Source organism: Rhodococcus sp. NPDC056960 (genome assembly GCF_042674125.1).
Taxonomy (GTDB): domain Bacteria; phylum Actinomycetota; class Actinomycetes; order Mycobacteriales; family Mycobacteriaceae; genus Rhodococcus_F.
The window spans coordinates 246570-269005 of the sequence record NZ_JBHURF010000005.1; the positions used below are offsets into that span (position 1 = coordinate 246570).

Annotated in this window: 23 protein-coding genes; 7 read left to right on the plus strand and 16 right to left on the minus strand. The window is 68.0% G+C overall.

Going from position 1 to position 22436, the window contains the following annotated elements; all coding sequences use genetic code 11:
- Position 1: 1 nt before the first annotated feature.
- From ACFTWF_RS10160 to mftA, 5 genes are read right to left on the minus strand one after another with little or no spacing between them, the layout of a single operon-like run.
- Entirely contained in the window at positions 2–1969 is a 1968-nt protein-coding gene (locus ACFTWF_RS10160; protein ID WP_378461069.1) for a mycofactocin system FadH/OYE family oxidoreductase 1, read from the minus strand.
- Positions 1970–1985: 16 nt separating this feature from the next.
- Positions 1986–3167 (minus strand): pre-mycofactocin synthase MftD, encoded by a 1182-nt coding sequence (gene mftD / locus ACFTWF_RS10165; protein ID WP_185728826.1) that lies wholly within the window; start codon positions 3165–3167, stop codon positions 1986–1988.
- 31 nt (positions 3168–3198) lie between these two features.
- Complete coding sequence (gene mftC, locus ACFTWF_RS10170; RefSeq protein ID WP_378461070.1) at positions 3199–4416, minus strand: mycofactocin radical SAM maturase; 1218 nt, start codon at positions 4414–4416, stop codon at positions 3199–3201.
- A gap of 36 nt (positions 4417–4452) precedes the next feature.
- On the minus strand, positions 4453–4755 hold the full coding sequence (mftB, locus tag ACFTWF_RS10175; RefSeq protein ID WP_378461071.1) for a mycofactocin biosynthesis chaperone MftB: 303 nt from the start codon (positions 4753–4755) through the stop codon (positions 4453–4455).
- Between the two features lie 2 nt (positions 4756–4757).
- Positions 4758–4853: a mycofactocin precursor MftA gene (gene mftA / locus ACFTWF_RS10180; RefSeq protein ID WP_005573048.1), complete on the minus strand. Its 96-nt coding sequence runs from the start codon at positions 4851–4853 to the stop codon at positions 4758–4760.
- A gap of 133 nt (positions 4854–4986) precedes the next feature.
- Here mftA and mftR point away from each other — a divergent pair, with 133 nt between their 5' ends.
- Both mftR and mftM read left to right on the plus strand, forming a co-directional pair.
- On the plus strand, positions 4987–5610 hold the full coding sequence (gene mftR / locus ACFTWF_RS10185) for a mycofactocin system transcriptional regulator (protein ID WP_378461072.1): 624 nt from the start codon (positions 4987–4989) through the stop codon (positions 5608–5610).
- 29 nt (positions 5611–5639) lie between these two features.
- The gene (gene mftM / locus ACFTWF_RS10190) at positions 5640–6464 is read left to right on the plus strand and encodes a mycofactocin oligosaccharide methyltransferase MftM (RefSeq protein WP_378461073.1); all 825 of its coding nucleotides are present in this window, start codon (positions 5640–5642) and stop codon (positions 6462–6464) included.
- Positions 6465–6469: 5 nt separating this feature from the next.
- Here the strand turns inward: mftM and ACFTWF_RS10195 are convergent, their stop codons facing one another.
- From ACFTWF_RS10195 to ACFTWF_RS10205, 3 genes are all read right to left on the minus strand, one after another.
- Positions 6470–7822, minus strand: a complete 1353-nt coding sequence (locus ACFTWF_RS10195; RefSeq protein ID WP_378461074.1) for an HNH endonuclease — start codon at positions 7820–7822, stop codon at positions 6470–6472.
- An 870-nt stretch (positions 7823–8692) separates the two neighbouring features.
- Positions 8693–9214: an SRPBCC domain-containing protein gene (locus ACFTWF_RS10200; protein WP_378461075.1), complete on the minus strand. Its 522-nt coding sequence runs from the start codon at positions 9212–9214 to the stop codon at positions 8693–8695.
- Positions 9211–9513, minus strand: a complete 303-nt coding sequence (locus tag ACFTWF_RS10205; protein ID WP_378461076.1) for an ArsR/SmtB family transcription factor — start codon at positions 9511–9513, stop codon at positions 9211–9213. The genes ACFTWF_RS10200 and ACFTWF_RS10205 overlap by 4 nt, the downstream gene beginning before the upstream one ends.
- Before the next feature lie 136 nt (positions 9514–9649).
- Between ACFTWF_RS10205 and ACFTWF_RS10210 the strand changes: the two genes are divergently transcribed.
- Genes ACFTWF_RS10210 through ACFTWF_RS10220 form a run of 3 tightly spaced genes read left to right on the plus strand, consistent with a single transcriptional unit; the run spans position 9650 to position 11614 of the window.
- Complete coding sequence (locus ACFTWF_RS10210) at positions 9650–10540, plus strand: alpha/beta fold hydrolase (RefSeq protein WP_378461077.1); 891 nt, start codon at positions 9650–9652, stop codon at positions 10538–10540.
- A gap of 58 nt (positions 10541–10598) precedes the next feature.
- Positions 10599–10928 (plus strand): ArsR/SmtB family transcription factor, encoded by a 330-nt coding sequence (locus tag ACFTWF_RS10215; RefSeq protein WP_378461078.1) that lies wholly within the window; start codon positions 10599–10601, stop codon positions 10926–10928.
- The gene (locus ACFTWF_RS10220) at positions 10928–11614 is read left to right on the plus strand and encodes a cation transporter (protein WP_378461079.1); all 687 of its coding nucleotides are present in this window, start codon (positions 10928–10930) and stop codon (positions 11612–11614) included. The genes ACFTWF_RS10215 and ACFTWF_RS10220 overlap by 1 nt, the downstream gene beginning before the upstream one ends.
- A 4-nt stretch (positions 11615–11618) precedes the next feature.
- Here the strand turns inward: ACFTWF_RS10220 and ACFTWF_RS10225 are convergent, their stop codons facing one another.
- The 6 genes from ACFTWF_RS10225 to mdo form a co-directional block, all read right to left on the minus strand.
- Positions 11619–12305, minus strand: coding sequence for a response regulator (locus ACFTWF_RS10225; RefSeq protein WP_378461080.1), 687 nt, complete (start codon positions 12303–12305; stop codon positions 11619–11621).
- Positions 12302–13642: a histidine kinase gene (locus tag ACFTWF_RS10230; RefSeq protein ID WP_378461081.1), complete on the minus strand. Its 1341-nt coding sequence runs from the start codon at positions 13640–13642 to the stop codon at positions 12302–12304. Before ACFTWF_RS10230 ends, ACFTWF_RS10225 begins: the two co-directional genes overlap by 4 nt.
- 4 nt (positions 13643–13646) lie before the next feature.
- A complete protein-coding gene (locus tag ACFTWF_RS10235) occupies positions 13647–14834 on the minus strand; it encodes an iron-containing alcohol dehydrogenase (RefSeq protein ID WP_378461082.1) in 1188 nt (395 codons plus the stop codon).
- Positions 14835–14972: 138 nt separating this feature from the next.
- Positions 14973–16511 (minus strand): VWA domain-containing protein, encoded by a 1539-nt coding sequence (locus tag ACFTWF_RS10240; protein WP_378461083.1) that lies wholly within the window; start codon positions 16509–16511, stop codon positions 14973–14975.
- A gap of 2 nt (positions 16512–16513) precedes the next feature.
- On the minus strand, positions 16514–17620 hold the full coding sequence (locus ACFTWF_RS10245; RefSeq protein ID WP_378461084.1) for an AAA family ATPase: 1107 nt from the start codon (positions 17618–17620) through the stop codon (positions 16514–16516).
- 105 nt (positions 17621–17725) lie between these two features.
- Positions 17726–18997: an NDMA-dependent methanol dehydrogenase gene (gene mdo / locus ACFTWF_RS10250; protein ID WP_095860959.1), complete on the minus strand. Its 1272-nt coding sequence runs from the start codon at positions 18995–18997 to the stop codon at positions 17726–17728.
- 323 nt (positions 18998–19320) lie between these two features.
- Here mdo and ACFTWF_RS10255 point away from each other — a divergent pair, with 323 nt between their 5' ends.
- Positions 19321–20376: a 2Fe-2S iron-sulfur cluster-binding protein gene (locus ACFTWF_RS10255; RefSeq protein ID WP_378461085.1), complete on the plus strand. Its 1056-nt coding sequence runs from the start codon at positions 19321–19323 to the stop codon at positions 20374–20376.
- A 6-nt stretch (positions 20377–20382) separates the two neighbouring features.
- Here the strand turns inward: ACFTWF_RS10255 and ACFTWF_RS10260 are convergent, their stop codons facing one another.
- Both ACFTWF_RS10260 and ACFTWF_RS10265 read right to left on the minus strand, forming a co-directional pair.
- A complete protein-coding gene (locus tag ACFTWF_RS10260; RefSeq protein ID WP_378461086.1) occupies positions 20383–20979 on the minus strand; it encodes a CHAP domain-containing protein in 597 nt (198 codons plus the stop codon).
- 25 nt (positions 20980–21004) lie between these two features.
- Entirely contained in the window at positions 21005–21733 is a 729-nt protein-coding gene (locus tag ACFTWF_RS10265) for a DNA alkylation repair protein (protein WP_378461087.1), read from the minus strand.
- A gap of 173 nt (positions 21734–21906) precedes the next feature.
- Between ACFTWF_RS10265 and ACFTWF_RS10270 the strand changes: the two genes are divergently transcribed.
- Positions 21907–22272, plus strand: a complete 366-nt coding sequence (locus ACFTWF_RS10270) for an SPW repeat protein (RefSeq protein WP_378461088.1) — start codon at positions 21907–21909, stop codon at positions 22270–22272.
- The last annotated feature ends 164 nt before the right edge of the window (positions 22273–22436 follow it).

Sequence of the window (22436 nt, forward strand, 5' to 3'; positions counted from 1 at the left end):
CCTATCTCTCGGTGACGAGGGTGAGCGAATGGTGGTCGAAATCGGACCGTCTGCGTGCGGTCACGTTCTGCGCCTCGGCGCGGCCCTCCCGGACCGCCTCCAGCAGCGTGCGGGGGGCCACGCAATCGCCTGCCCGCACCGCGTCCGGGCGGGTCGAGGCGAGCGTGTCCTCGGGGAGTCGGTGCGAGCAGTCGATCAGCACGGCGCACGGCACCACCGACTCTTCCCCGGTATGGCGGTCGACCAGCCGCAGTCCGGCGTCGTCGACCGACACGATGCGGCTGTCGAGGTGGCGGGTGACCCCGGCCCGTTGCAGGCGGGCGTTGGCGTCGGCGAGGTCCCCGGTCATTCCCAGTCGCGAGCCGGCCACCGAATCCTGGGTCACGATGCTCACCGCCCGTTCCCGCGCCGCCAGCCATTCGGCGGCCGCCACGCCGATCGGTCCCCCCACCGGGTCGAAGACGACATGGGGGCCGGCCGGCAGCGCGGCGCCGTCCGTCAGTTCCGCTGCGCCCAGGCACCGGACGCTCCCGTCGACGGGGAACGGCAGCGGCCTCGGCCTGCTGCCGGTCGCGAGGACCACCGCCGCGCCCGCGCGTTCCGCGGCGTCCAATTCGGCATCCGAGACGGCGGAACCCAGACGGAATTCGACTCCCAGTCTCCGGCATTCGCCCTCGAGCCAGTGGGTCAGCGCCCCGAGGTGCCGCGCAGTGGCAGCGGCGGCCCGGACCATCCCGCCGAGACGGGCCGACGCCTCCGCCACGGTGACCCGGTGGCCCCGACGGGCGAGCACGCGGGCCGCTTCGAGCCCCGCCGGACCGCCGCCGACCACCAGCACCGCGCCGACCGCACCGTCCGCGGACTCGCCGGGAGGATCGACGGTCTCGTGTCCGGCGCTCGGGTTGCCGATGCACGTGACGACGGGATTGCGGGGGTCGAGAACCTGGCAGGTCTGGTTGCACAGGACGCACGGCCGCGGCGCGGCGCCGCGCCGGATCTTGACGACGAGGTCCGGATCCGCGATCTGGGCGCGCGTCATCTCGACGACGTCGGCGATCCCGTCGGCGAGCGCGTGCCGGGCGTCGGACGGATCGATCACGCTGCCCTGCAGCACGACGGGGACCGCGCCGGCAACCGCGTCACGGATTCCGCGGCACAGTTCGGTATTGAACGACGGCGGCCGGTGGAAGTCGGGACGGTAGGCGTTCGGCGACAGCGGGCCGCCCCGTACCACCACGAGCAGGTCGAGGGCGTCGGCCAGTCGGCGTGCGTGCCCGGCAGCGATCGACGGTGTGATCCCCGCCCACGACGTCTCCTCGTCGCAGCTCAGACGCAGGGACAGGACCCGGCCCGGTCCCAGCTCGTCCCGGACGGCGGCGAGGACGTCACGGGTGAGCCGCAACGGGTCCGCGCCGTAGGCGTCGTCACGCAGGTTGGTGAGGTCCGAATGGAACTGCCGCAACAGACTTCTCGGCCCGGCGTCGATCTCGACACCGTCCACGTCGGCGGCGACGGCCGCGGCGGCCGCGGCACGGAAAGCGTCGACGAGGCCGTCGATCTCCGCCTGCCCCATCTGCATCGGCATCTCACGGGAGATCACGTCGGCAACTGCCGACGGTCCCCACAGCACCGCCTGCGAGTACGCGCTCGACCCCTGCAGTCCGGTGTGCCCCAGCCCGGCCAGCACGAGTGTGCCGTGCGGGCGACACACCGCGACCACGTCCCGCCACCCGTCGGCGCAGTCGGACGCCAGCGGGGCCCGCTCGTACGGCCAGTCGGAGGCGTGGACCGACGCCACCTCCGTGACGACGATCCCGGCCCCGCCCCGCGCCCGCCGCCCGTAATACGCGACGTGGCGCGGTGAAAATGCTCTTCGCACACCCAGATTGGTGGTATGCGGACCCAGAAGCACCCTGGACCGGGCATCGCGTCCGGCCAGGGTGATCGGGTCTGTCAGTTGCGCAGACATCTACGCCGTTCGTGGATCAGGATTCGGCGCCGAGCACGCGAGCGAATCCGGGTGGGATCACGACGTCGGACGGGGTGAGGTCGTGGATGTTCGAGTGCCCCAGCCCCAGCAGTGCCGAGTCGATGCCGCCGCGGAGGACGTCGAGGACGTTCTCGACACCGGCCTGACCGTTGGCCGAGAGGCCCCACAGATACGCGCGGCCGATCATCACCGCCCGCGCGCCGAGCGCGACGGCCTTGACGACGTCGCTGCCGCGTCGGATACCACCGTCGAGGAGCACCTCGACCTGGTCGCCCACGGCCTCCGCAATGGCCGGCAACGCACGGATCGGCGCGGGGGTGCCGTCGAGGTTGTTCCCGCCGTGATTGGAGACGGAGATCGCGGTGACACCGGCGTCGACCGCGCGCTTGGCGTCGTCGATCCGCATGACGCCCTTGAGCATGAACGGGCCCCCCCACTGCTCCCGCAGCCACGCGATGTCGTCCCACGTCGGCAGCGGCGTCTGCATCCACTCGCCGTAGGCGCCGAAGAACGTGGGCGGTTCCTGACCGGGCTGCGCCAGGTTCGGGGTGGTCAGGTCGGGGATCTTGCGGGTCTTCGCGAACTCGTACAGCCACTTCGGGCGGGTGATGCCCTCCGGCGCGAATTGGAGCATCGCCTTGAGGTCCATCTTCTCGGGGATGGCCGGGCTGCCCCAGTCGCGACCGTACGAGAACGACCAGTCGGTGGTGATGATCAGCCCGGTCGCACCCGCGGCGCGGGCCCGTTCCATCCGCTGGATCAGCACGTCGCGGCTGCCCACCCAGTACATCTGGAAGAAGGTCTGCGGATTCGCCGCCGTGACCTCCTCGACGGACTTGCTGGCGAACGAGCTCAGACCGATCGCCGTTCCCCGCGCCGCCGCCGCGCGTGCCACGGCAACCTCACCGTCGGGGTGTACCGCCTGCACGCCGGTCGGGGATATCAGGACGGGCAGCGAAATCTGCTGTCCCATCACGGTCGTGGACAGCTCGCGCTTGTCGGACAGCCCGACGACGTGGGGGGCGAACCCCAGCTCACCGAACGCCGCGATGTTGTCGTCGACCGTCACACCGCGTTCGGAACCGGCGATCAGCGCCGCGTACACCGATTTCGGCAGGCGCTTCTTCGCGCGACGCTGAGCCTCGGCCACCGTTTCGAAGAACGGATTCTTACCCATGGGAATACCTCTCGTACCTGGCAGACGGTCGTTACGTCTGGTCCATGCCCGCAAGCGGGTTCTCGTCACAAATCTTTGCCGGGGGACGCACCATCAGCGTCAGCGGAACCGGCGCCCGCGGGGTCCGGCGCTGGCCGGTGCGGGAATGGTCGACACTCGATTTCGGGATCTCTCCCGCCGCGGCCAACGCCAGTTCGCCGTTGCCGATCACGCATTCGGGGTCCGGACCGTCCATCGGCAGCCCGGTGAAGAACTTCGCGGCCATGCACCCGCCGCGGCAGGAGTCGTAGTGGTTGCACTTGCTGCACGCGCCGCCGGTCTGCGGGGACCGCAGTTCCTGGAACAGCTCCGACGTCTGCCAGACCTGCTGGAAACCGCCGTCCGCCAAGATGTTTCCGGCGAGGAACTGATCATGGATCGCGAATGGGCACGCGTAGACGTCGCCGATCGGATCGATCAGGCACACCACCCGTCCGGCGCCGCACAGGTTCAGCCCGGGCAACGCGTCGCCGTAGGCGGACAGGTGGAAGAAGGAGTCGCCGGTGAGTACACCCTCGCCGTTGGCGACCAGCCAGTTGTACAGCTCACGCTGCTGCACTTGCGTGGGATGCAGTTCGTCCCACACGTCCGCGCCGCGCCCCGACGGCCGCAGGCGGGTGATGCGCAGGGTGGCGGCGTACTTGTCGGCCAGGGCCTTGAAGTCGTCGAGCTGGGACACGTTGTGCCGGGTGACGACGACGGAGATCTTCGCGTCCTTGAAACCCGCCTCGGACAGGTTCTCGAGGGCGCGCACGGCCATCGCGAACGAACCCGGACCACGGACGGCGTCGTTGACCTCCGCCGTGGCACCGTCGAGGGAAATCTGCACGTCGACGTAATCGCTGGCCGCGAGCCGGGCCGCGACCTTCTTGTCGATCTTCACGCCGTTGGTGGAGAACTTCACCCCCACCTGATGGGCAGTCGCGTAATCGACCAGCTCCCAGAAATCCGAGCGGACAGTCGGCTCACCGCCGCCGATGTTCACGTAGAACACCTGCATACGCTGCAGTTCGTCGATGATCGACTTGCACTGCTCGGTGCTCAACTCGCGCGGATCACGCCGGCCCGACGAGGACAGACAGTGCACACACGACAGGTTGCACGCGTAGGTCAACTCCCAGGTCAGGCAGATCGGGGCGTCGAGACCGAGTTCGAACTGGTCGACGAGGCGGCCGACCGGCGCGGAGGGCCTTTCGAGCATGGAGGTCATGGGCTGTGTCCTCTGGTACTGGGTGGAGAGAGCTGGTCAGGCGGGAACGATCATGTGCGACTCGGCCAACGTGCCGAGCGCCCGCGCGTACTGCGCGGCAGTGTCGTCCCCGATACCCTGCGCCCGCAGCGCGGACCGGGCATCGGCATGTGCGGGAAGAGCTTCGACCACCGCGACGATCGTGCGGTTCTTCAGGAACGACAGTTTGCGCGTCCCGAAGTGGTAGAGCAGCGCCCCGAAAGGTTCGGGACGCAGCGCCACCTGCGGATGAAGCTTCCAGCCCACGTCGAGATCGATACCGGCGCCGCCGGTCACCGAGGCAGATGCTGGAGCGGACATGATCAGTACACGCCGCACATGCCGTCGATCGAGACCTCTTCCACCAGGGATTCCTCGACCAAGTCGTTTTCCAGCACGTTGTTGTCGCGATCCGACATGATTTCCTCCTACTGTTCGGTGATACGGCGCGAGCCGGAGGGATGTTCCCTGTCATAGGGAACCATCTCTGTGACTCGCCTCACCACTGTAATGGCATCGAGTGCAGAATGACAGACCGGGAGGGTACGAAAGTTGAGAAGTCGCCGAAAACCATCCAGTCGGATAGGGCGGCGCCCGTCCACTACGCAGGATCGGATCAGCACCGTCGGGATCGAGTTGTTCACGGAACAGGGCTTCGACGCCACCAGCGTCGACGAAGTCGCCGAGGCGTCCGGCATCGCCCGGCGCACACTCTTCCGCTACTTCCCGTCCAAGAACGCGATCCCGTGGGGAGACTTCGACGCCCACCTCGACGAGATGCGGGCCCAACTCGCGGCGCAACCCGACGACATCCCGATCGTCGACGGGCTCACCGCCGCACTGTTGCAGTTCAACGCCTTTCCCGCGAGTGAGGCCGTCAATCACCGCAAACGCATGGGTCTGATCCTGCGAGTGCCCGCCCTGCAGGCGTATTCGGTGGTCATGTACGAGGGGTGGCGCAACGTCATCGCCGAATACGTCGCGAGCAGGCTCGGAGTCGCACCGACCGATCACGTTCCACGGACCGTCGGCTATCTTCTACTGGGCGTTGCCATGTCGGCGTACGAGCAGTGGCTCGACGACGATTCGCTCGAACTGAACGAACTACTCGCCAGCGGAATGCAATCGCTCTACGATGGTCTGAGTTCCCTCGGCGAGCCCGACACCCAATCCTGATCTCTCTCCTCCCGGCAAGGTTGCCACGAATGACTTCCACTCTCGACGAACAAGCTTTCGACTCTCTCGCGCCGTGCGAACCCGGGCGGTGGTCACATGGTCACGTCACTGTGCGGCGGGTCGACCGCGGTCCGCTCACGCTCACCCGCGACGGCGACCAGTTGCGGGTCACCCACTCGCTGACGCCGGGCGATCTCAGCGAGAGACTCGTCGCCTCCGTCACCGCATCCGTCGAAGACGCCGAATTCGGTCAGGACGAATTCGAGTCGACCATGGTCGGACTCGTCCGCTCGACCGTGGACGGTGCGCTCGAATCGTGGACCGTCTATTACCGGAACTCGCTGGCCGAACTCCTCGACGGCACCGCCGACTTCGCGCCCATCCACGAGAAGGCCGAACAACTGGTCCGCGGTTCCGTCCTCGATCTCGGATCGTGCTTCGGATTCCTCCCGCTCCGACTTGCCCGCGCAGGCCGGTCCGTCACCGCCACCGACATCCTTCCTGGCACCATGACCCTCCTCGACGCCGTCGCACCGGAACTCGGACTCGATGTGCGCACCCTCGTGTGCGATGCCGCGCACGTGCCCGTTCCCGACGACAGCGCGGACACCGTCACCGCAGTCCACCTCCTCGAACACGTCGACGAGAACATCGGTGCCGCAGTGATATCCGAGGCCCTGCGCATCGCCCGCGACCGAGTGGTCGTCGCCGTGCCGTACGAGGACGAGGCAACGGCGTGCCACGGGCACATTCGGACCTTCGACACCCCGAAGTTGCAGACACTCGGCGAGTCGACGGGGCGCCCGTTCGAGGTGTTCGAGCACCACGGCGGCTGGCTCGTCATCGACTGCTGACCACCTCACGACGCACGCAGCTGTGCGCTCAGGACCGTTTCGGCGACCGAATCTCGCGCCGGGGTCGGCAGCGGTGGTGCGGTGGATCGGTAGTGGTGACCGGTCGGGGTGCCGAGATCGATCGCATGCCGCCCGCCGGGGTGGGTGACCGGGCGGGCCACCCAGCCCGGTGCCTCCTTCGCGTAATTGCACGCCTCGCACACACCCGACCCGTTGCCCGCACTGGTCCGACCCATCTTGTCGTGTGAGCGGATGTGGTCGTGATGGCGGATCGGCGCATCACACCACGGCGTCCGGCACGTCCGATCCCGCAGGTCGATCAACCTCGCCAGACTCTTCGGAAACGTGCGGGACCGCGATTCCATCGCCGTCAACGCCCCCGACCCCGGGCACGCATACACCCGCCGCAACGCGGTCTCCGCGTCCGCACCCACCGCGTCCGCCACCAGGTGCCGGGCGATCCCCGCCGGCACCGGACCGAACCCCTGCACCTGCGCCGCCTCGGAACCCCCGGCGAGGAGGGTGTCGTCGGAGAGCACCAGATTCACCGCCACCGGCACCCCGGATGCCACGGATTGTCCGGTGCCGCGGTCGAACAGCAGGTCCACCATCAGCTGATTCCGGGTCCGGCCACCGCTCTGTCCGGTGGCGATCAGGCGGTCCGCGTCCCGCCCCAGGGTGGCCTGCAGACACACGGCCTGCGCGACCGGCATCAGCACACTCAGGTACGCCATGGTGTCCGGCGCCGGTCGTGTCGTCACCCGCCGCTCCGAGACCGCCTTGCGGTGCCGGCGGACGACTGCGGCGGCGTCGAGTTCGGCCGCCAGCGCCGTCGCCCGCGCGATCAGCCCGCGGTCACCGACCCCGTCCAGCACGCCGGGGTCGGCGCACAACCGGCGGTCCACGATGCCCCGATCGGATGCGGACAGGCACGCCGTTTCCCGCACCAACAGGGTGGCCCGCCATTCGTTCAACAGACCCGACCGCAGCAACGCCAGGGTGTGCGGCATCTCGTGCACCACCGCCCGAGCGAACCCCAGATGCCGGCCACCCCGGTTCGGGGATTCCCGGCGCGCCAACGCGATCTGCGCTGCGATCCCGCGATTCCACTCCGCCCGCGGCATTCCCGCGGCCTGCCGCTCCGCCCGAACACATGTCGCGACGTGGTCGGTGATCACCGCCTGCGCCGCACAGCCCACCGACTTCAACGCCTCGATCGCATCGAGCAGATCGATCCCCGCCCCGGCATCCCCACCTGCCTCGACGCACCGCAACCGCGCGGTGAACGCCCGCACCTCCGCCAGATCCGGTGCCACCACATCCCCGAACGCACCTTCCCCCAATGCAGCCTCCCCCACAACCAACCTCCCCCAAGGCGATTCGAAACTTTGTTCGAGTCTAGCAACCGATCCCGGACCAGGCAATAGCTCCCACTGCCCCTTTATCGTCGTTCGTGGTCCCGTTCCGTGGGGCTACGGTCTCCATGTTCGGAATGACTTATTGCCCTTATCTTTCGAATGATCCGGGGGTGTCGCCGAACCTGATGGCGGCGATTGGCCGCCGATTGACCCCTGATCGACGTAACGAGTCAAGCACCTGCCGGTTCCGCACTGGGGGCTCGCGGTCAGCACGCAACCCTGCATGGGCGCCCGCCTCGCCACCGAGATCGTCACCGCCTCGACGCACAGACACTGACTGCGCCCAGCAGCAAGCCCGCTGAGTTCGTCGTGCCGAAGCTCGCCGAATCCCTGAAAGAAGTCCTTCCGCAACAGAATACGATCGGAAAAGACACCGAAGGATACTCGACGACCACCCCCTTTCCCGAGTCCCAACCTCATTGCCCGGCATCGGTGCCTTCGACGACGGCACGGATCCTGCTCGGGGGTCGGCGAGGGTTCGGCATTCAAGTCCGCCGGACACCTCGCCACGGTCGCGGGCATTGCCCCGGTCACCCACCGACCCGGCTCCTCCAGCCGCGGCTACTACGACCGCAAACGCACCGAGGGAAGGAGCGTGGGCGCCGCCCTGTTCTGCCGCGCCCACGCAGATGCGACGTCCTCTACGCCATGCTCGAGAACGAAACCCGCCACAAACCCCCAGTAACCGCAGCCGCTGGACGAAACCCACGGTCCCGGTGAGCGAAACCTGTTGACTAACAAACTCACCCACGCAGCGCTCGAGCGAGTCGCTGCGTGGGTGAGTCCCGACCCCGAGTCGGACCTAGCGGATCATGATTCGCCGCCACGCTGAGCCGCGAGGAAGCGGCGTCCCGGCGTCGGGTCGACCCCGAAGCGCTCGGCGTAGCGTTCGTGCACTTTCTCCCATTCCGTCCACGGTTCGTGTGCGTCCTTTTCGGAGAGGAACCCGCCGGCGAGATGGGGTTCGAGCCGTGAGAAGTAGGTTTCCCACCCGGCTGCGGTCTGCGCCGCGAGCGAGCGGTCACCGAAGACGTGGGTGAAGACCAGCAGGCATCCGTCTCCCTGCGCGGTCAGTTCGAAGCTGTAGCTCTCTCCGCCGAAGTTCCACGCCAGGCGATGCGGTGCATCGACCTCGGTTACCTCGCCGGTCGCGCCGTAGGCCTCGAAGGTCTCCCCCGCTGCCGGTGTCCAGTCGGCGGCTGCGGGAAACCAGCGCTCGAGCTCCGCCGGCTCGCTGACCGCCCGCCACACGCGCTCGACCGAGTGGGCGAGTGTGCGCTCGAAGCGCAGCGTCGGGCGGCCGTCGATGGTTTCCAGGGTTCCGTCGGTCATGGGTTCTCCTCCAGGTGTCGTTCGAGGGCGTCGAGGCGGTTCGACCAGATCGCGCGGTACGGCTCCAACCACTGGTCGACCTCGGCGAGGGGTTCCGGGCGCAGCGCGTACAGGCGCTGCTTACCCACGGCGCGCGTGACGACGAGCCCCGCTTCGCGCAGCACCCTGAGGTGCTTGGACACGCCGGGCTGGCTGAGGTCGATGCGCTTCACGAGTTCCCCGGCAGGCTGCTCACCCTCACGCAGAAGGTCGAGGATCTGCCTGCGGTGAGGCTCGGCGAGGGCGGCATAGGCGCTCATATTCTCATATTACCAGCTGGTGATATGACGTCCGCGGAACAACGGGTCGAGCCTAATATGGACGAATCGGGCGAACAGCAGTGTCGGTACGAACCACCCCGCTGACGACGTCCGATCGACACCGTGAGGAGTCCCCGTGACGAGAGAAGGAAGCATCCGGGCCGGTGACCGGACCCTCACGTATCTCGAGGCCGGCGACCCGGACGGACCACTCGTACTCCACAACCACGGCGGACCGTCGAGCCGACTGGAGGCCGAGCTGTTCGATACCGCCGCGAAGGCCCGTGGATTGAGATTCGTCTGCGCGGATCGGCCGGGCATCGGCGGGTCCGACCTTCAGCCGGGCCGCACCTTCGAGAGCTGGACCGAGGACCTCCTGCTTCTCGCCGACTCCTTCGGCGCACAACGATTCGCGGTCACCGGCTGGTCCGAGGGCGGTCCCTGGGCTCTTGCGGCCGCCGCGTATCTCGACCCCGCGCGCCTCGTCAATGTCATGTGCATCGCCGGCGGCAACTACGGAACGTTCGGACCGAACTGGGCCGCGAAGTACCTCAGCAGCGTGGACGCGCTGGGCGGTCGCCTGGCGCTGCACTTCCATCCCGGTTTCACGCTCATGTACGAATTGCTCGGCATGAGTGCCACACATTTCGCGGATCGGTACGCGAAGGCGATCACGGAGTCGGCGTGCACCGCGGATCGGGAGGTATTGGCCGACGAGAAGGTTCTCGAGGCGTTCCTGGCGGCCGGGCGAGAATGTTTCCGGCACGGCGCAGACGGACTCGTCGCCGACGCCACGATGCTCTACGAGGCGTGGCCGTTCGACATGACCCGGGTGGAGCGCCCGGTGCATTTCTGGCAGGGCAGCGCCGACACGCTGGTGCCCGAGGTCATCAACAAGACAGTGGCGGACAGAACCCCGGGCGCGATCTGGCACCCGATCAGTGGCGGTGGTCATTTCATCGCCCTCAGTCACGCGAACGACATTCTCGCGCTCACCGCGAACGATCTCGCGTCGACAGCATCCTGAGCACAGGCACGAGAGTTCAGCCTTTCCTGAATACAGCAAACGTTGTACCGTTTGGGTCATGGAGACCGTGATCCATCACGAGGCGCTGGCTCGATTCGGGTATGCCCTGTCGGACACGACGCGGACGCAGATCCTGCTGAGCCTGCGGCCGGGGCCCGGATATCCGTCCGAGCTGGCCGACCGGATCGGGGTGTCGCGCCAGATCCTCTCGAATCACCTGGCCTGCCTGCGTGGTTGCGGGCTCGTCGTCGCGACCCCGGAGGGCCGGCGCACCCGGTACGAGCTGGCCGATCCCCGAATCGGGCGGGCATTGGACGATCTACTCGGACTGGTACTGGCGGTCGACCCGTCCTGCTGCCCGGATGCCGCAGCCGAGGGGTGCTGCTGATGGCCTCGGATCTCGGGATGCCCCATACGCGGCCGACTCTCACCGACCGGCGGCGGCAGGTCCTCGGACAACGGATCCGCTGGTTCGTGGCGGCGACGATCAGCTACAACGTGCTCGAGGCCGTCATCGCGCTCACCGAGGGCACCCGGGTCTCCTCGACCGCCCTGGTCGGCTTCGGTCTCGATTCGGTCATCGAGGTCTCTTCCGCCGCCGCGGTGGCCTGGCAGTTCGCGGGCAAGGATCCCGAGTCCCGGGAGAAGGTGGCGCTGCGGATCATCGCGTTCTCGTTCTTCGGTCTGGCCCTGTATGTCACGGTCGACGCGATACGCTCCCTGGCCGGCGTCGGCGAAGCCCAGCACTCCCCCGTCGGCATCGCACTGGCGGCGGTCAGCCTCGCGGTCATGCCGGTGCTGTCGTGGGCGCAGCGCCGCGCGGGCCGCGAACTCGGCTCACTGTCGGCGGTCGCGGATTCCAAGCAGACCCTGCTGTGCACCTATCTGTCCGCGGTTCTGCTGGTCGGCCTGCTGATCAACAGCCTGTTCGGGTGGTCCTGGGCCGACCCGATCGCTGCCCTCGTCATCGCTGCGATCGCGGTCAAGGAAGGCGTCAACGCATGGAAGGGCGACACCTGTTGTCCGGCACCGGCCACCGCCTCCGCCGCGCGTGACCACGACTGCGATTGCTGACCGATCAGATCAGACCGAGCTTGCCCGCCTCGTAGACGGCCTCCGCACGCCGGCTGACGTCCAGTTTGCGCATGATGTTGCTGACGTGGAATTTCACCGTCGTCGCCGAGATGAACAGCCGCTCACCGATTTTCGCGTTCGACAGCCCCTTGGCCAGGAGTTGCAGGACCTCCAGTTCACGCTCGGTGAGTCCTTCGCGCGGCGTCGTCTGACCGTTGAGTGAGCGGATGACCGCGGACGCACTACGCGAGTCGAACGCACTCTCACCACGGGACACGGCGCGGATGGCGCGGACGAGTTCGGTGGTGTCGACGTCCTTGACCACGTATCCGCGGGCGCCCGCGTGAATGGCGCGGACGACGAGTTGCTCGTCGAGGAACGTCGTGAGCACGAGCAGACCCAACGTGCTGTCGGCGGCGGACAACTGCCCGCACAGCGCCAGCCCCTCGTAGTCGGAGGCCGCCGACAGTTTCAGATCCATCAGCACGACATCCGGCGCGACTCGGTCGACGACGGCCAGCGCTTCCTGACTCGACGACGCCTCCCCCACCACCTCGAGATCCGGTTCCCGCTCGAGGACGGAGCGCAGCCCCTGGCGGAGAATCGCATGGTCGTCTACGAGCACGAGTTTCACCACCGAAGTGGGGCGCACGGACCCGGCCTGGTCACGCACCGAGGTTCGAATGGTCATCGGTCCACCTCACTGTCGGAATGTAACGGAATCCGGGCAGCAACCCGGACCCCGCCGATCCTGGCGCGCGCCACGTCGAGGGTGCCGCCGAACTCGGCTGCGCGGGCCTGCATGTTCGCCAACCCGCGGTGGTGCCCGTCGAGGTCGTTGTTCGCGGCCATCCGCAGCATCAGGCGCATGCGCTTGGGATCGCCGTCGCCGTCGTCGGCGACGGACAGCAGCACCGAGTTCTGCGAATACGTGAGCCGTAGGACGGCGCGGGTCGCGTTGGCGTGCACCGCAGCGTTGAACAGCGCCTCGCCGGCGATCCGCAGCAGCGCATGTTCCCGGTCGCTGGACAACTCGGCGGGGGTGCCGCCGACACGGACGGTGACCTCGAGTTCGTCGGGCATGTGCACCACCCCGAGTTGCTCGAGCATCTCGGGCAGCGATGTCCGGTCGGACCCGCCGGAGTGATTGAGCGCGTAGATGGCGGAGCGCAGCTGCTCCACGGCACGGCGCGTCAATTCCTTTGCCAGATCCAGTCGTTCGCTGCGTTCGTCGTCCGGGACCCCGCTGCGGCACACCTCGATCTGCATGCCCGCCGACAACACCGCCTGGGTGACGCTGTCGTGCAGTTCGCGGGCGATCCGGTGCCGTTCCTCGTCGAGCACCTGATGCCGGTGCGCCGCCCCGAGTTGACGCTGGGTGGATTCGAGTTCGGCGTTGCGCACCGCGAGATCCGAGGCGGTGCGGCGAGCTTCCGAGTATGCGTGCTCGGCCCGCTCGAGCAGGAGCTGGCCCCGCTGGTACAACGCCGAATTCTGCAGTGCCACCGCGGTCTGACTCGCGAGGATGCTGAGGACCGCACCGTCGGTGGTGTCGAGCGTGCGGTGCTCGGCGGTCCACGCGGCGAAGGCTCCGACGACGCCTCCTTCGAGGACGATCGGCACGAACGCGTGATGCGCGTCGATCACGGGAGCACCTCCGGTGCGCGCCGACCGGATGTCCGCCAGGCACGTGACCACCTCGTCCGGCAGCGGCGGTCCCTCCACGTTGTCGACGAGGAACGGCGTCGCGTCCGGGCCGAGCACGAGCCGGCGGGGACCGGCGTCGGGCAGCATGCCGTCGGCGAGTGCGAACGCGACCCACTGGGCATCCAGGTGCGCCCGAGCCGCCTCGGCGACCGCGCAGATGAGGGTCTCGGGGCCTTCCACCGTGCGGACGAGGGCCCGGGAGATGAGTTCGAGTGCGTGCACGACGCGTTCGAGACGTTCGGCGGCACCGCGATATTGGGGGTAGAACGTCGGCTTCCCGGACCGGAGTCCGGTGAGCGTGGACAGATCGGGGGCGTTCATGTGCTCACAGCGCCGACCGGAACAGCGCCACCATCTGTTCCTGTGTCGCCGTGCGCGGGTTGGTTGACATGCACGCGTCCCGGAGCGCGAATTCGGCGAGGCGCGAGAGATCCGCCTCACGAACCCCCAACTGCCCCAGACCTTTCGGCACCCCGACCTCCCGGGCGAGGCGCTCCACCCGGTCCGCGACCGCGAGGGCTGCCTCCTCGGGGGTTCCGCGGCGCTCCTCCAGACCGAGGGCGGCGGCGATGGCGATGAACGGGGTGGCGTCGTCGGTGGCGTTGAACCGGATCACGTGCGGGAGGAGGATGCCGTTGATGACTCCGTGCGGCAGGTCGAGCAGGCCCCCGACCTGATGGCTCATTGCGTGCGCTGCACCGAGGATCGCATTGGTGAACGCGAGACCGGCTTCCAGGCTCGCCTGGGCCATCACAGAGCGCGACTCCATGTCCATCGGCTCTTCGATGGTGCGGACCAGGGTGTCGGTGACCAGCCCGACCGCGCGGAGCGCATGGTGATCAGTGAGCGGGTTGTGTGCCAGCGACACGAAGGCCTCGATGCCATGGGTGAGCGCGTCCAGGCCGGTTGCGGCGTTGAGCCACTCCGGCATGGTGGTGAGCAGGCGCGGGTCGATCACGGTCACGTCGGGCACGAGGGCCCGGCCGATGATGGTGACCTTGGTGCCGCGCGTCGTGTCGGTGACGATGCAGAACTGGGACACGTCGGCGCCGGTGCCCGACGTGGACGGCACCATCACCAGCGGTGGGATCGGACTGGTCGCCTGGTCCACTCCCTCGTAGTCGAGGATGTTGCCGCCGTTCGCGGCAAGCACTGCGATGCCCTTCGTCGCGTCGATGACGGATCCGCCGCCCAGCGCGACGAGGACGTCGCACTCGCCCTCCCGGTACGCGTCGTGTCCGGCCGCGATCTCGTGGTCCTTGGGATTGGGGGTCAACGCGCTCCACACGACGGGGGTGAGGCCCTGTTCGCGAAGCTGCTCCTGCAGTTCGGAGGCCCAGCCGGCGTCGATCAGACCCGGGTCGGTGACGAGCATCGGCCGTGCCCCGCCGAGACGGAGTACGGCGTGTGCGGCCTCGACCATCGACCCGATACCGAACACGATCTCGGGTGCGTGGAATTTGACCAGCCTGCCCGGGGCGGTGGTGCGGGTGGACGGATAGGACACGGACAACTCGACACTCCTCCCGGCACCTGCTCGATTGTGATCCAGATTACAAGACCTTCACCTAGACCCTACGGCCGGGGACCTGCTCCCACACCCACCGAAGGTCAGGTGCGGGACCTACCCGATCGGATAGGTCGGCGTGAATCACCGCAGCGCGTGCCCCAGTTCGGCGGCGCGCGACATCAGCTGGGCGGCATCGCGCGCGACGACGACCCGATCGCAGATCTCGGCGTAGTCCGGCATCGCGCACGACGCCTGGCTCCAGTACCGCTCGGGTTCCGGGGTGATCCAGGCGAGCCGGTGAACCTTGCGCCGTAGCTCGGCGAATTCGTCGACACCCGGCGGGAGGCCGTTGCACCGCCCGTCCCCGACGACCACCACCGAGGTGCGGGAGTTCACATCGGTGCCGAACTCGGTCAACACGTCGGCGAACACCCGGCCGTAATCGCTGCTCGCCTCCAGATCGATGCGGGGGTCCGCGAGAACGGATGCCAGTGCGTCGTCGTCCGTCCCGGCGAGGAGAGTGTCCGTGACGTCGACGGGCCGATCCACGAACGCCAGTACCTGGCACCGGCTCGCGCGGCGATGCATGGCCTGCGCCAATCGGAGGGTGAAGGCGGTGACCGGTCGCACCGACAGCGACACATCGGCCAGGATCAGCACCCGCACCCGGTCCGGTCGGGGTGCTCGCACCATGAGATGGAACGGCACGCCGTCGGTCCGCAGGCTCGCGCGGACCGTCCGGCGCATGTCGAGCCGGCCGTTCGCCAGTTCGCGCGGGCGCGGGCGCGACGGTCCCCGCATCCGCCGAAGCACCTCGTAGCAGGCCTGGTTCACCTCGGCGCGCGACGTCGCAGACCCTGTTCCGCCCGCGGCCGCCGCCGGCGCCGCCGGGTGCCCCGCCGTCAGATCCCGGGCATCCGCCAGGGCGCCGACGAACGCCTCCACCGCCTCGGCCAGCCGGTTCAGCTGGGCCGCGGTGAGGGGTTCGGCGCCGCCCGTATCGGCGTAGACCTTGCTCGGGTCGTACGCGTCGAGCCACGCGAGGATCGACTCCGGGTCGTCCCAGGACAGCGATCCGACGACGGCGCCGCTCGTGGACGACGCCAGGTCTCCGACCGCGGTGCTCGCCGCCCTCTCGACCTCCACCGTGTACGTGACGCCGCGGCGGCCGGAGTCGGCTTCGGAATCGACGGACAGATCCGCGTCGCTCGACGTCATGCTGACGTCGTCGTCGTCCTTGTGCGGGTTGAAGCCCTTCCGCGCCTCGGGGGTGTCGAAGTGGTCGCCGACTTCGGCGGCGCGCTCGTTGTATTCCGCGTACCGGGCGGTGTCCCCGTTGTCCGCCACCTCCAGGGCGTCCGGAAGTCCCTCCGCGAACTCGACCCGTGACGGAGGGCGCTCGCCGGGCGCCGCATCGGTGACCGCAGAGAAGAACACGTCGAAGGCTCGCTCGTATCCCGGCTGCTCGTAGGTGTACTTCGCGCACACCGCTCGCAGCGATGCCCGCAGCGTGGCGAGATCCCGGCCGCCGATCAGACCGAATACCCGGCGGACCTCGATGACCTCGGCGGGCGAGGCGGCCACGCCGTAGCGGCGCAACACCTTTCCGAACGACGCGGCCAGCACGTCGAGGAGTTGCGCGGGCAGGGACGGGGCGGGGTCGGGCAGTGGGCGGAGCATCGTCAGCGCCTGCCCTGCCGACCCGCGCCGATGCCGCCGCGGTCGCGGCCACCGTGCCCGCGGAAGACGGCCGTAGTCGTGTTGGCGGGTCGCGACGCGACCGTCGCGCGCTCGACGGGCCCGGCCGAAGCGGTCTCGTCGTCGGCCACCGCGACCGGCTCGTCGCCGTCCAGCCGGGTACGGGCGAGTTGCACGTCGCTGGTGTACTTGAGCAGGGCGGTGAGCAGGATGTCGCGCACGGCGGCCTGCGAACTCACGGCCACCCCCGACGCCTTCAGGACCACTGCGGCACGGGCCGCGTCGATGACCTCCGCGATCGACGGGCTCTTGCGGAGCGGCAACTGACGCAGTGTGCGCGCCAGATCCACGACATCCGCAGCGACGGCGTCCTCGACCTCGGGCGCCCTGGCCGTCACGATGTCCCGCTCACGCTGCGGGGTGGGATATCCGAGGTGGTAGTGCAGGCACCGACGCTTGAGTGCGGGCGAGAGTTCCCGAGTGTCGTTGGACGTCAGTATCACCCATGGCGCCGAGCGCGCGGTGAACGTTCCGACCTCGGGAATGGTGACCTGGCCCTCCGCGAGAACCTCGAGCAGCAGCGCCTCCATCGACTCCTCGGTGCGGTCCACCTCGTCGACGAGCAGCACCACCGGTTCCGGCGACAGAATGGCCTCGAGCAACGGACGCACCGACAGGAATTTCTCCGAGTACAGCCCGAAATCCTGGGCCGCCAGGAACTTCGACGCATCGGCGATGTTGTCGAACCCTGCCATCTGCTCACCGATGCGGTCGCGCAACATCTGCACGTGCAGAAGCTGTTTCGCGTAATCCCACTCGTACAGCGCCCGGTTGTCGTCGAGTCCTTCGTAGCATTGCAGGCGAACGAGCTTGCGCCCCGCGGCCTCGGCCAGCGACTTCGCCAGTTCCGTCTTGCCGACACCGGCCGGACCCTCCAGTAGCAGCGGACGCTCGAGCGCGGTCGCCAGGTGGACGACCACCGCGAACTCGTCGTCGGCGATGTAGTCGACCTCGCTCAGCGCCTCCTTCAGTTCCGCGCCGTCGGTGAAGGTGATGTCCGCCGGTTCCGGGGCCGTGTGCGGTGCAGTCATGATCGGGGCATCCGTCCTTGGGTCGGGTGATGGTGGGAACGCATCCGGGGCGGGGCCAGGCTGGGGTGCGGCGCCCGCCCCGGACGCGAGTTTCGGCGGTTCGGGTCAGTACGCGCTGTTGATCGCGTGGTCGACGACGGGGATCATCGATTCGACCGTCACCTCGCGCGGGTTGCCCGGTGTGCACCAGTCGCCCTGGATGTGCTCGGAGATGGCCCGCACGGTCTTCTCGTCGCCCCGGATGGTGTCACCGCGACCCTCGTACTTCTTCGTGTTCATCTGGTTCTTCTCGTACGAGTCGGTGCGCACCTGACCGAAGTTGTCCGGAATTCCGACGTCCTTCGCCAGGCGGATCGCCGCCTCCACGGCCGCGTCCGCGGCCTGCACCGTGGTGAGGTTGCGGGTGTCGACCCCCAGCGCACCGGCCAGCTGGGCGTACCGCTCGTACCGCGACGGCAGGTTGTACTCCCAGACGCGGGGCAGCGCGATCGCGTTGTTCAGTCCGTGGTGGCTGTCGAAGAACGCGCTGACCGCGTGCGAGATGGAGTGCACGATGCCCAGGCCGCCGGAGTTGAACGCCTGGCCGGCGATGTACTGCGCGTTCATCATTCCCTCGCGGGCCTTCAGATTGCGCGGCTCGAACACGGCCTCGCGCAGGTTCTTCGCGACCAGTTCCACCGAGTACAGCGCGTTGCCGAGCGACGGCGCGAAGTCGAGCCGCGACACGTACGGCTCACTGCCGTGCGCGAGGACGTCGAATCCGCAGTACGCCGTGAAGTGCTGGGGGCAGGTGTAGTAGAGCAGCGGGTCGTCGATCGCGAGGGTCACGATGGTCGCCTCGTCGAATCCCACCCACTTGTGCGGGTTGTTCATATCCGACGTGTCGGTGATGACGTACGCCCACGACGTCTCCGAACCCGTTCCGGCCGTGGTGGATACGGCGATGTGCGGCGGGTTCTCCTTGTTGGTGGACTTGGCGAATCCCTCGAACTCGTTGATGTTGCGGCCGTCGTGCGCGACCACGACGCGGGCGCCCTTGGCGGCGTCGTGACTCGAGCCGCCGCCGACGGAGATGATCGAGTCGCACTTCTCCTTCTGGTAGAGCGCGGCCGCCTCCATGACGTTGTAGTCCTTGGGGTTGGACTCGACCTTGTCGTAGAGCACGACCTCGACGCCCTGGTACTCGATCTTGCCGACCAGTTCCTCGATGATGCCCGAGCCACGCAGACCGGTGGTCATGAGCAGGGCCCTCTTGAATCCGAGGTTCTTCGCCTCGACGCCGATGATGTCGTGGGCGCCCACTCCCATCAGTGCCCGCGGGAACGGGTGGAACTCCTTGATGGGGAAGTCCCAGATCTGGTTGAGCTCGATGGCCATGGCCGTCTCCTCGATTAGTCGATGTCGGATCAGAAGCGATGTGGAAGGGGACCCCATTTGATGTGATCGGCGTCTCACCTGGAACCCACTGTGACCCAGTCCGGGCCCCGGTTACAGACCTGCGGAGCCGAACCGTCCGACCGCGGCACACAAACTGCCCGAACGGACAGGTGCGGCCGGGCCGAGCCGGAGGGGACGGCACTCGATACGCTGGGCACTCCGCGCGGACTTCACCCGCTAGGCAAAAACTAGAACCTGTTCTATATTTGGGGCAGGCAAGCGAGCGTTCCGGCGCCACGAGGTACGGAAGGACTGCACATACGATGACGACTGTCGAGGTGCCGCACAGCTCACGATCGGTGGTGCTCACCGTCTCGGGCGTAGTCGAGGAAACCCCCGACTCCCTGTCGCTGGTCTTCGACGTCCCGGCAGAACTCGCCGACAAGTTCGCGTACAAGCCGGGACAGTTCCTCACCCTGCGCATCCCCAGCGACCGCACCGGCTCGGTCGCCCGGTGCTACTCGCTCGCCAGCTCACCGTTCACCGACGACGCTCCCAAGGTCACCGTCAAGCGGACGGCCGAGGGCTACGGGTCCAACTGGCTCTGCGACAACGTCGCCGTCGGCGACACCCTCGAGGTCCTCCCCCCGTCGGGTGTGTTCACGCCCAAGTCGCTGGACCACGACTTCCTGCTGTTCGCGGCAGGAAGCGGGATCACCCCGGTGATCTCGATCCTCAAGGCCGCCCTCACCGAAGGGTCCGGCAAGGTCGTCCTGTTCTACGCCAACCGCGACGAGCAGTCGGTGATCTTCGCGGAGGAACTCCGCACACTCGCGAGCCGGTATCCGTCGCGACTCGTGTCCATCCACTGGCTCGAGACGGTCCAGGGCCTGCCCGGCGTCGATCAGCTCGCCTCCGCCGTCGCGCCGTACCTCGGGCACGAAGCTTTCATGTGTGGACCGGCGCCGTTCATGGACACCATCCACAAGGCGCTCGCCGACGCCGGGATGCCACGCAGCCAGGTCCACGCCGAAGTGTTCAACTCGCTGGCCGGCGACCCCTTCCGCGACGCCGACGTCGTGGAGGTCACCGAGGACGAGGCCGCCGACGCGGCCACCGTGGAGGTGGAACTCGACGGCGAAATCCACAACCTGAGCTGGCCACGCAAGCAGACCCTCGTCGACATCATGCTGGCCGAGGGAATCGACGTCCCCTACTCCTGCCAGGAAGGCGAGTGCGGGTCGTGCGCGTGCACCGTGCTCGAAGGCAAGGTCGAGATGGAGAACAGCGAAATCCTCGACCCCGAGGACATCGAGAGCGGCTACATCCTGGGCTGCCAGGCGCGGCCGGTCACCGATCACCTCAAGATCGAATTCTGAGGGCGCTCACCCGAGCCGACCGAACCCGACGACCGCGGAATCGGTCGTCCAGTTTAGCGTGTGGACGCGGATGCGTCCGAACTCGTTACCGCCGACCGTCGTCGCCCTATCCCCGTCGACGGCCACGACGACGTTGGTGTGCTGGCCGACCCAGCTGCTGTTGTCGTAGAGAACCACGTCCCCGACCGTCGGCCGGTACCCGCCGCCGGCGTGCTCGAACCGGGACTGCGACTCGTAGTACTCCCGCAACGTGTAGACGCCGGGGATCCGCCAATACCCGGAATTCGGATTCGACAACGGCTGCCCGGCTTCCCGCATGATCCAGCTGACGAAATCCGCGCACCAGGCCTCCTCGACCCCCTCCGAGTAGAACGTGCCCGGTCGCTGCCTGCCGTGCTCGGCCTCGAGCAGCCCGACGATCCGCGCCTGCTGCGGAGACAACGCGCGCGTGTCGACGACCGGGAATTCGGCGGTGTCCCACGGCAGGTAGCGGTCCGGCGCCAGCCACAGCACCCCGCCCGCCACGACGACCATCACCGCGAGGACCGCGCCGACGATCACCCCTGCCCGTCCGCGACGGCGAGTCGGAGTGGGAGCTGTCATGCCACCGAATGTAGCGGGAATCCGGTCACCGCATCGCGCGGTAGCCCGCACGTTCCTCAGCGGTCAGGTGCTCGCACGCGTATGTCAGGGCCGTGCGGCCCATCGCCGCCGCGTGCCGGTCCAGGAAACCGGTGAGCATCGCGCGGTCCACCCGCTTGCCGACCTCCCGCAACATCCACCCCGTCGCCTTCTGAGTGAGGTCGCGGCGATCGGCGAGAACGGACTCCGCGACCTCGAGCGTTGTGGACGCGTCGCCCTGCCGGATGAAACCGAACGTGCTCAGCAGCGCGACGCGCCGGCGCCAGAGGTCGTCGTCCCCGGCCAGTTCGAACACCAGGTCCCGCGGCCGGTCGTACAGCCACGCGCCCAGGATCCGGTCGGCGGACGAATCCACCAGATCCCAGTTGTTCACCCGCCCCCGCATCACCAGGTCGAGGTAGAAGGACGCGATCTTCTCCCGCAGGGCGTCGTCGCCCGCCTTGCCCGCCCGGTCGAACTGCGCGACGAGCACCAGCAGTCCCGCCAGCCGATGCTCGTGCACCGGACTGTCGAGCAGCACCGTCACCTCCGGCAGATCCAGATCGGCATGGACGCGCACCACACTGCGCGTTCCGGGAACCCGCACGCCGAGGAAGACGTCGCCCTCCCCGTACTCCCCCGGACCGGTCTTGAAGAACCGTGCCAGATTCACCGCATCGGTCTCGTCCGAGAGGTCCGCGAGCGCGCGCTTCACGTCGTCTGCAGTGGAAGTCACGAACGCACTGTCCCACACGAGACCGACAGCAGGCCCACCACCGAGGACGGAGATCACAAAACATGCCCTGACCTGCGGTTCGCGTTATCCGAATGCAACGGTGGGCGTATTGATCGGGCGGTCAATCAGGCGTGTACTCGAGGTGGACACAATCCGTTCCCGAGGAGGTCGACATGAGATCGTGGAGTCGTATGCAGGATGTGGTGGCGATCGTGATCGGCGCCTTCGCGGCACTCTCGCCGCTGTGGCTCGACACCAACAACGCCGCGATGTGGTCACTCATCGTGCTCGGTGTGCTGGTGGCCCTCTCCGGTCTCGTCCACATGAGCCGCCCGGAGATGACCATGGCCGAATACGCAATGGCCGTCTTCGGTGTGCTGTTGTTCCTCTCCCCGTGGGTGATGAACTTCGACGCACTCAGGGGCGCGTCGTGGACCGCGTGGGTCGTCGGTGTGCTGACGGTCGTCGTGGCCGTCACCGGAATGCCGGTGATGAGTTCCCGGATGCACGGACACGGAGGGCTGGCGACGCATCACTGATCTGTGAACCAACAGCACCGAGAACATCGATTCGGGCGGGGGGGGCGCCGTCGGGCCGGGCCCCCCCCCGCCCCGGCGGGAAGGGCCCCGCCACCCCCCCCCCCAACGAAACCCCCGGGGGCCCCCCCCCCCCCCGCGCCAAACCCCCCAAAACACACCCCCCC

Excerpts from the sequence above, each read along its gene's own strand:
- ACFTWF_RS10200 (WP_378461075.1), bottom strand. The coding sequence starts at position 9,214 with ATGACCGACGGAACCCTGGAAACCATCGACGGCCGCCCGACGCTGCGC.
- ACFTWF_RS10160 (WP_378461069.1), bottom strand. The coding sequence starts at position 1,969 with ATGTCTGCGCAACTGACAGACCCGATCACCCTGGCCGGACGCGATGCC.
- ACFTWF_RS10240 (WP_378461083.1), bottom strand. The coding sequence starts at position 16,511 with ATGCTCCGCCCACTGCCCGACCCCGCCCCGTCCCTGCCCGCGCAACTC.
- mdo (WP_095860959.1), bottom strand. The coding sequence starts at position 18,997 with ATGGCCATCGAGCTCAACCAGATCTGGGACTTCCCCATCAAGGAGTTC.
- ACFTWF_RS10255 (WP_378461085.1), top strand. The coding sequence starts at position 19,321 with ATGACGACTGTCGAGGTGCCGCACAGCTCACGATCGGTGGTGCTCACC.
- mftM (WP_378461073.1), top strand. The coding sequence starts at position 5,640 with ATGACTTCCACTCTCGACGAACAAGCTTTCGACTCTCTCGCGCCGTGC.
- ACFTWF_RS10270 (WP_378461088.1), top strand. The coding sequence starts at position 21,907 with ATGAGATCGTGGAGTCGTATGCAGGATGTGGTGGCGATCGTGATCGGC.
- mftB (WP_378461071.1), bottom strand. The coding sequence starts at position 4,755 with ATGTCCGCTCCAGCATCTGCCTCGGTGACCGGCGGCGCCGGTATCGAT.
- ACFTWF_RS10260 (WP_378461086.1), bottom strand. The coding sequence starts at position 20,979 with ATGACAGCTCCCACTCCGACTCGCCGTCGCGGACGGGCAGGGGTGATC.
- mftD (WP_185728826.1), bottom strand. The coding sequence starts at position 3,167 with ATGGGTAAGAATCCGTTCTTCGAAACGGTGGCCGAGGCTCAGCGTCGC.
- ACFTWF_RS10220 (WP_378461079.1), top strand. The coding sequence starts at position 10,928 with ATGGCCTCGGATCTCGGGATGCCCCATACGCGGCCGACTCTCACCGAC.
- ACFTWF_RS10205 (WP_378461076.1), bottom strand. The coding sequence starts at position 9,513 with ATGAGCGCCTATGCCGCCCTCGCCGAGCCTCACCGCAGGCAGATCCTC.
- ACFTWF_RS10245 (WP_378461084.1), bottom strand. The coding sequence starts at position 17,620 with ATGACTGCACCGCACACGGCCCCGGAACCGGCGGACATCACCTTCACC.
- mftA (WP_005573048.1), bottom strand. The coding sequence starts at position 4,853 with ATGTCGGATCGCGACAACAACGTGCTGGAAAACGACTTGGTCGAGGAA.
- mftC (WP_378461070.1), bottom strand. The coding sequence starts at position 4,416 with ATGACCTCCATGCTCGAAAGGCCCTCCGCGCCGGTCGGCCGCCTCGTC.
- ACFTWF_RS10230 (WP_378461081.1), bottom strand. The coding sequence starts at position 13,642 with ATGAACGCCCCCGATCTGTCCACGCTCACCGGACTCCGGTCCGGGAAG.
- ACFTWF_RS10215 (WP_378461078.1), top strand. The coding sequence starts at position 10,599 with ATGGAGACCGTGATCCATCACGAGGCGCTGGCTCGATTCGGGTATGCC.
- ACFTWF_RS10225 (WP_378461080.1), bottom strand. The coding sequence starts at position 12,305 with ATGACCATTCGAACCTCGGTGCGTGACCAGGCCGGGTCCGTGCGCCCC.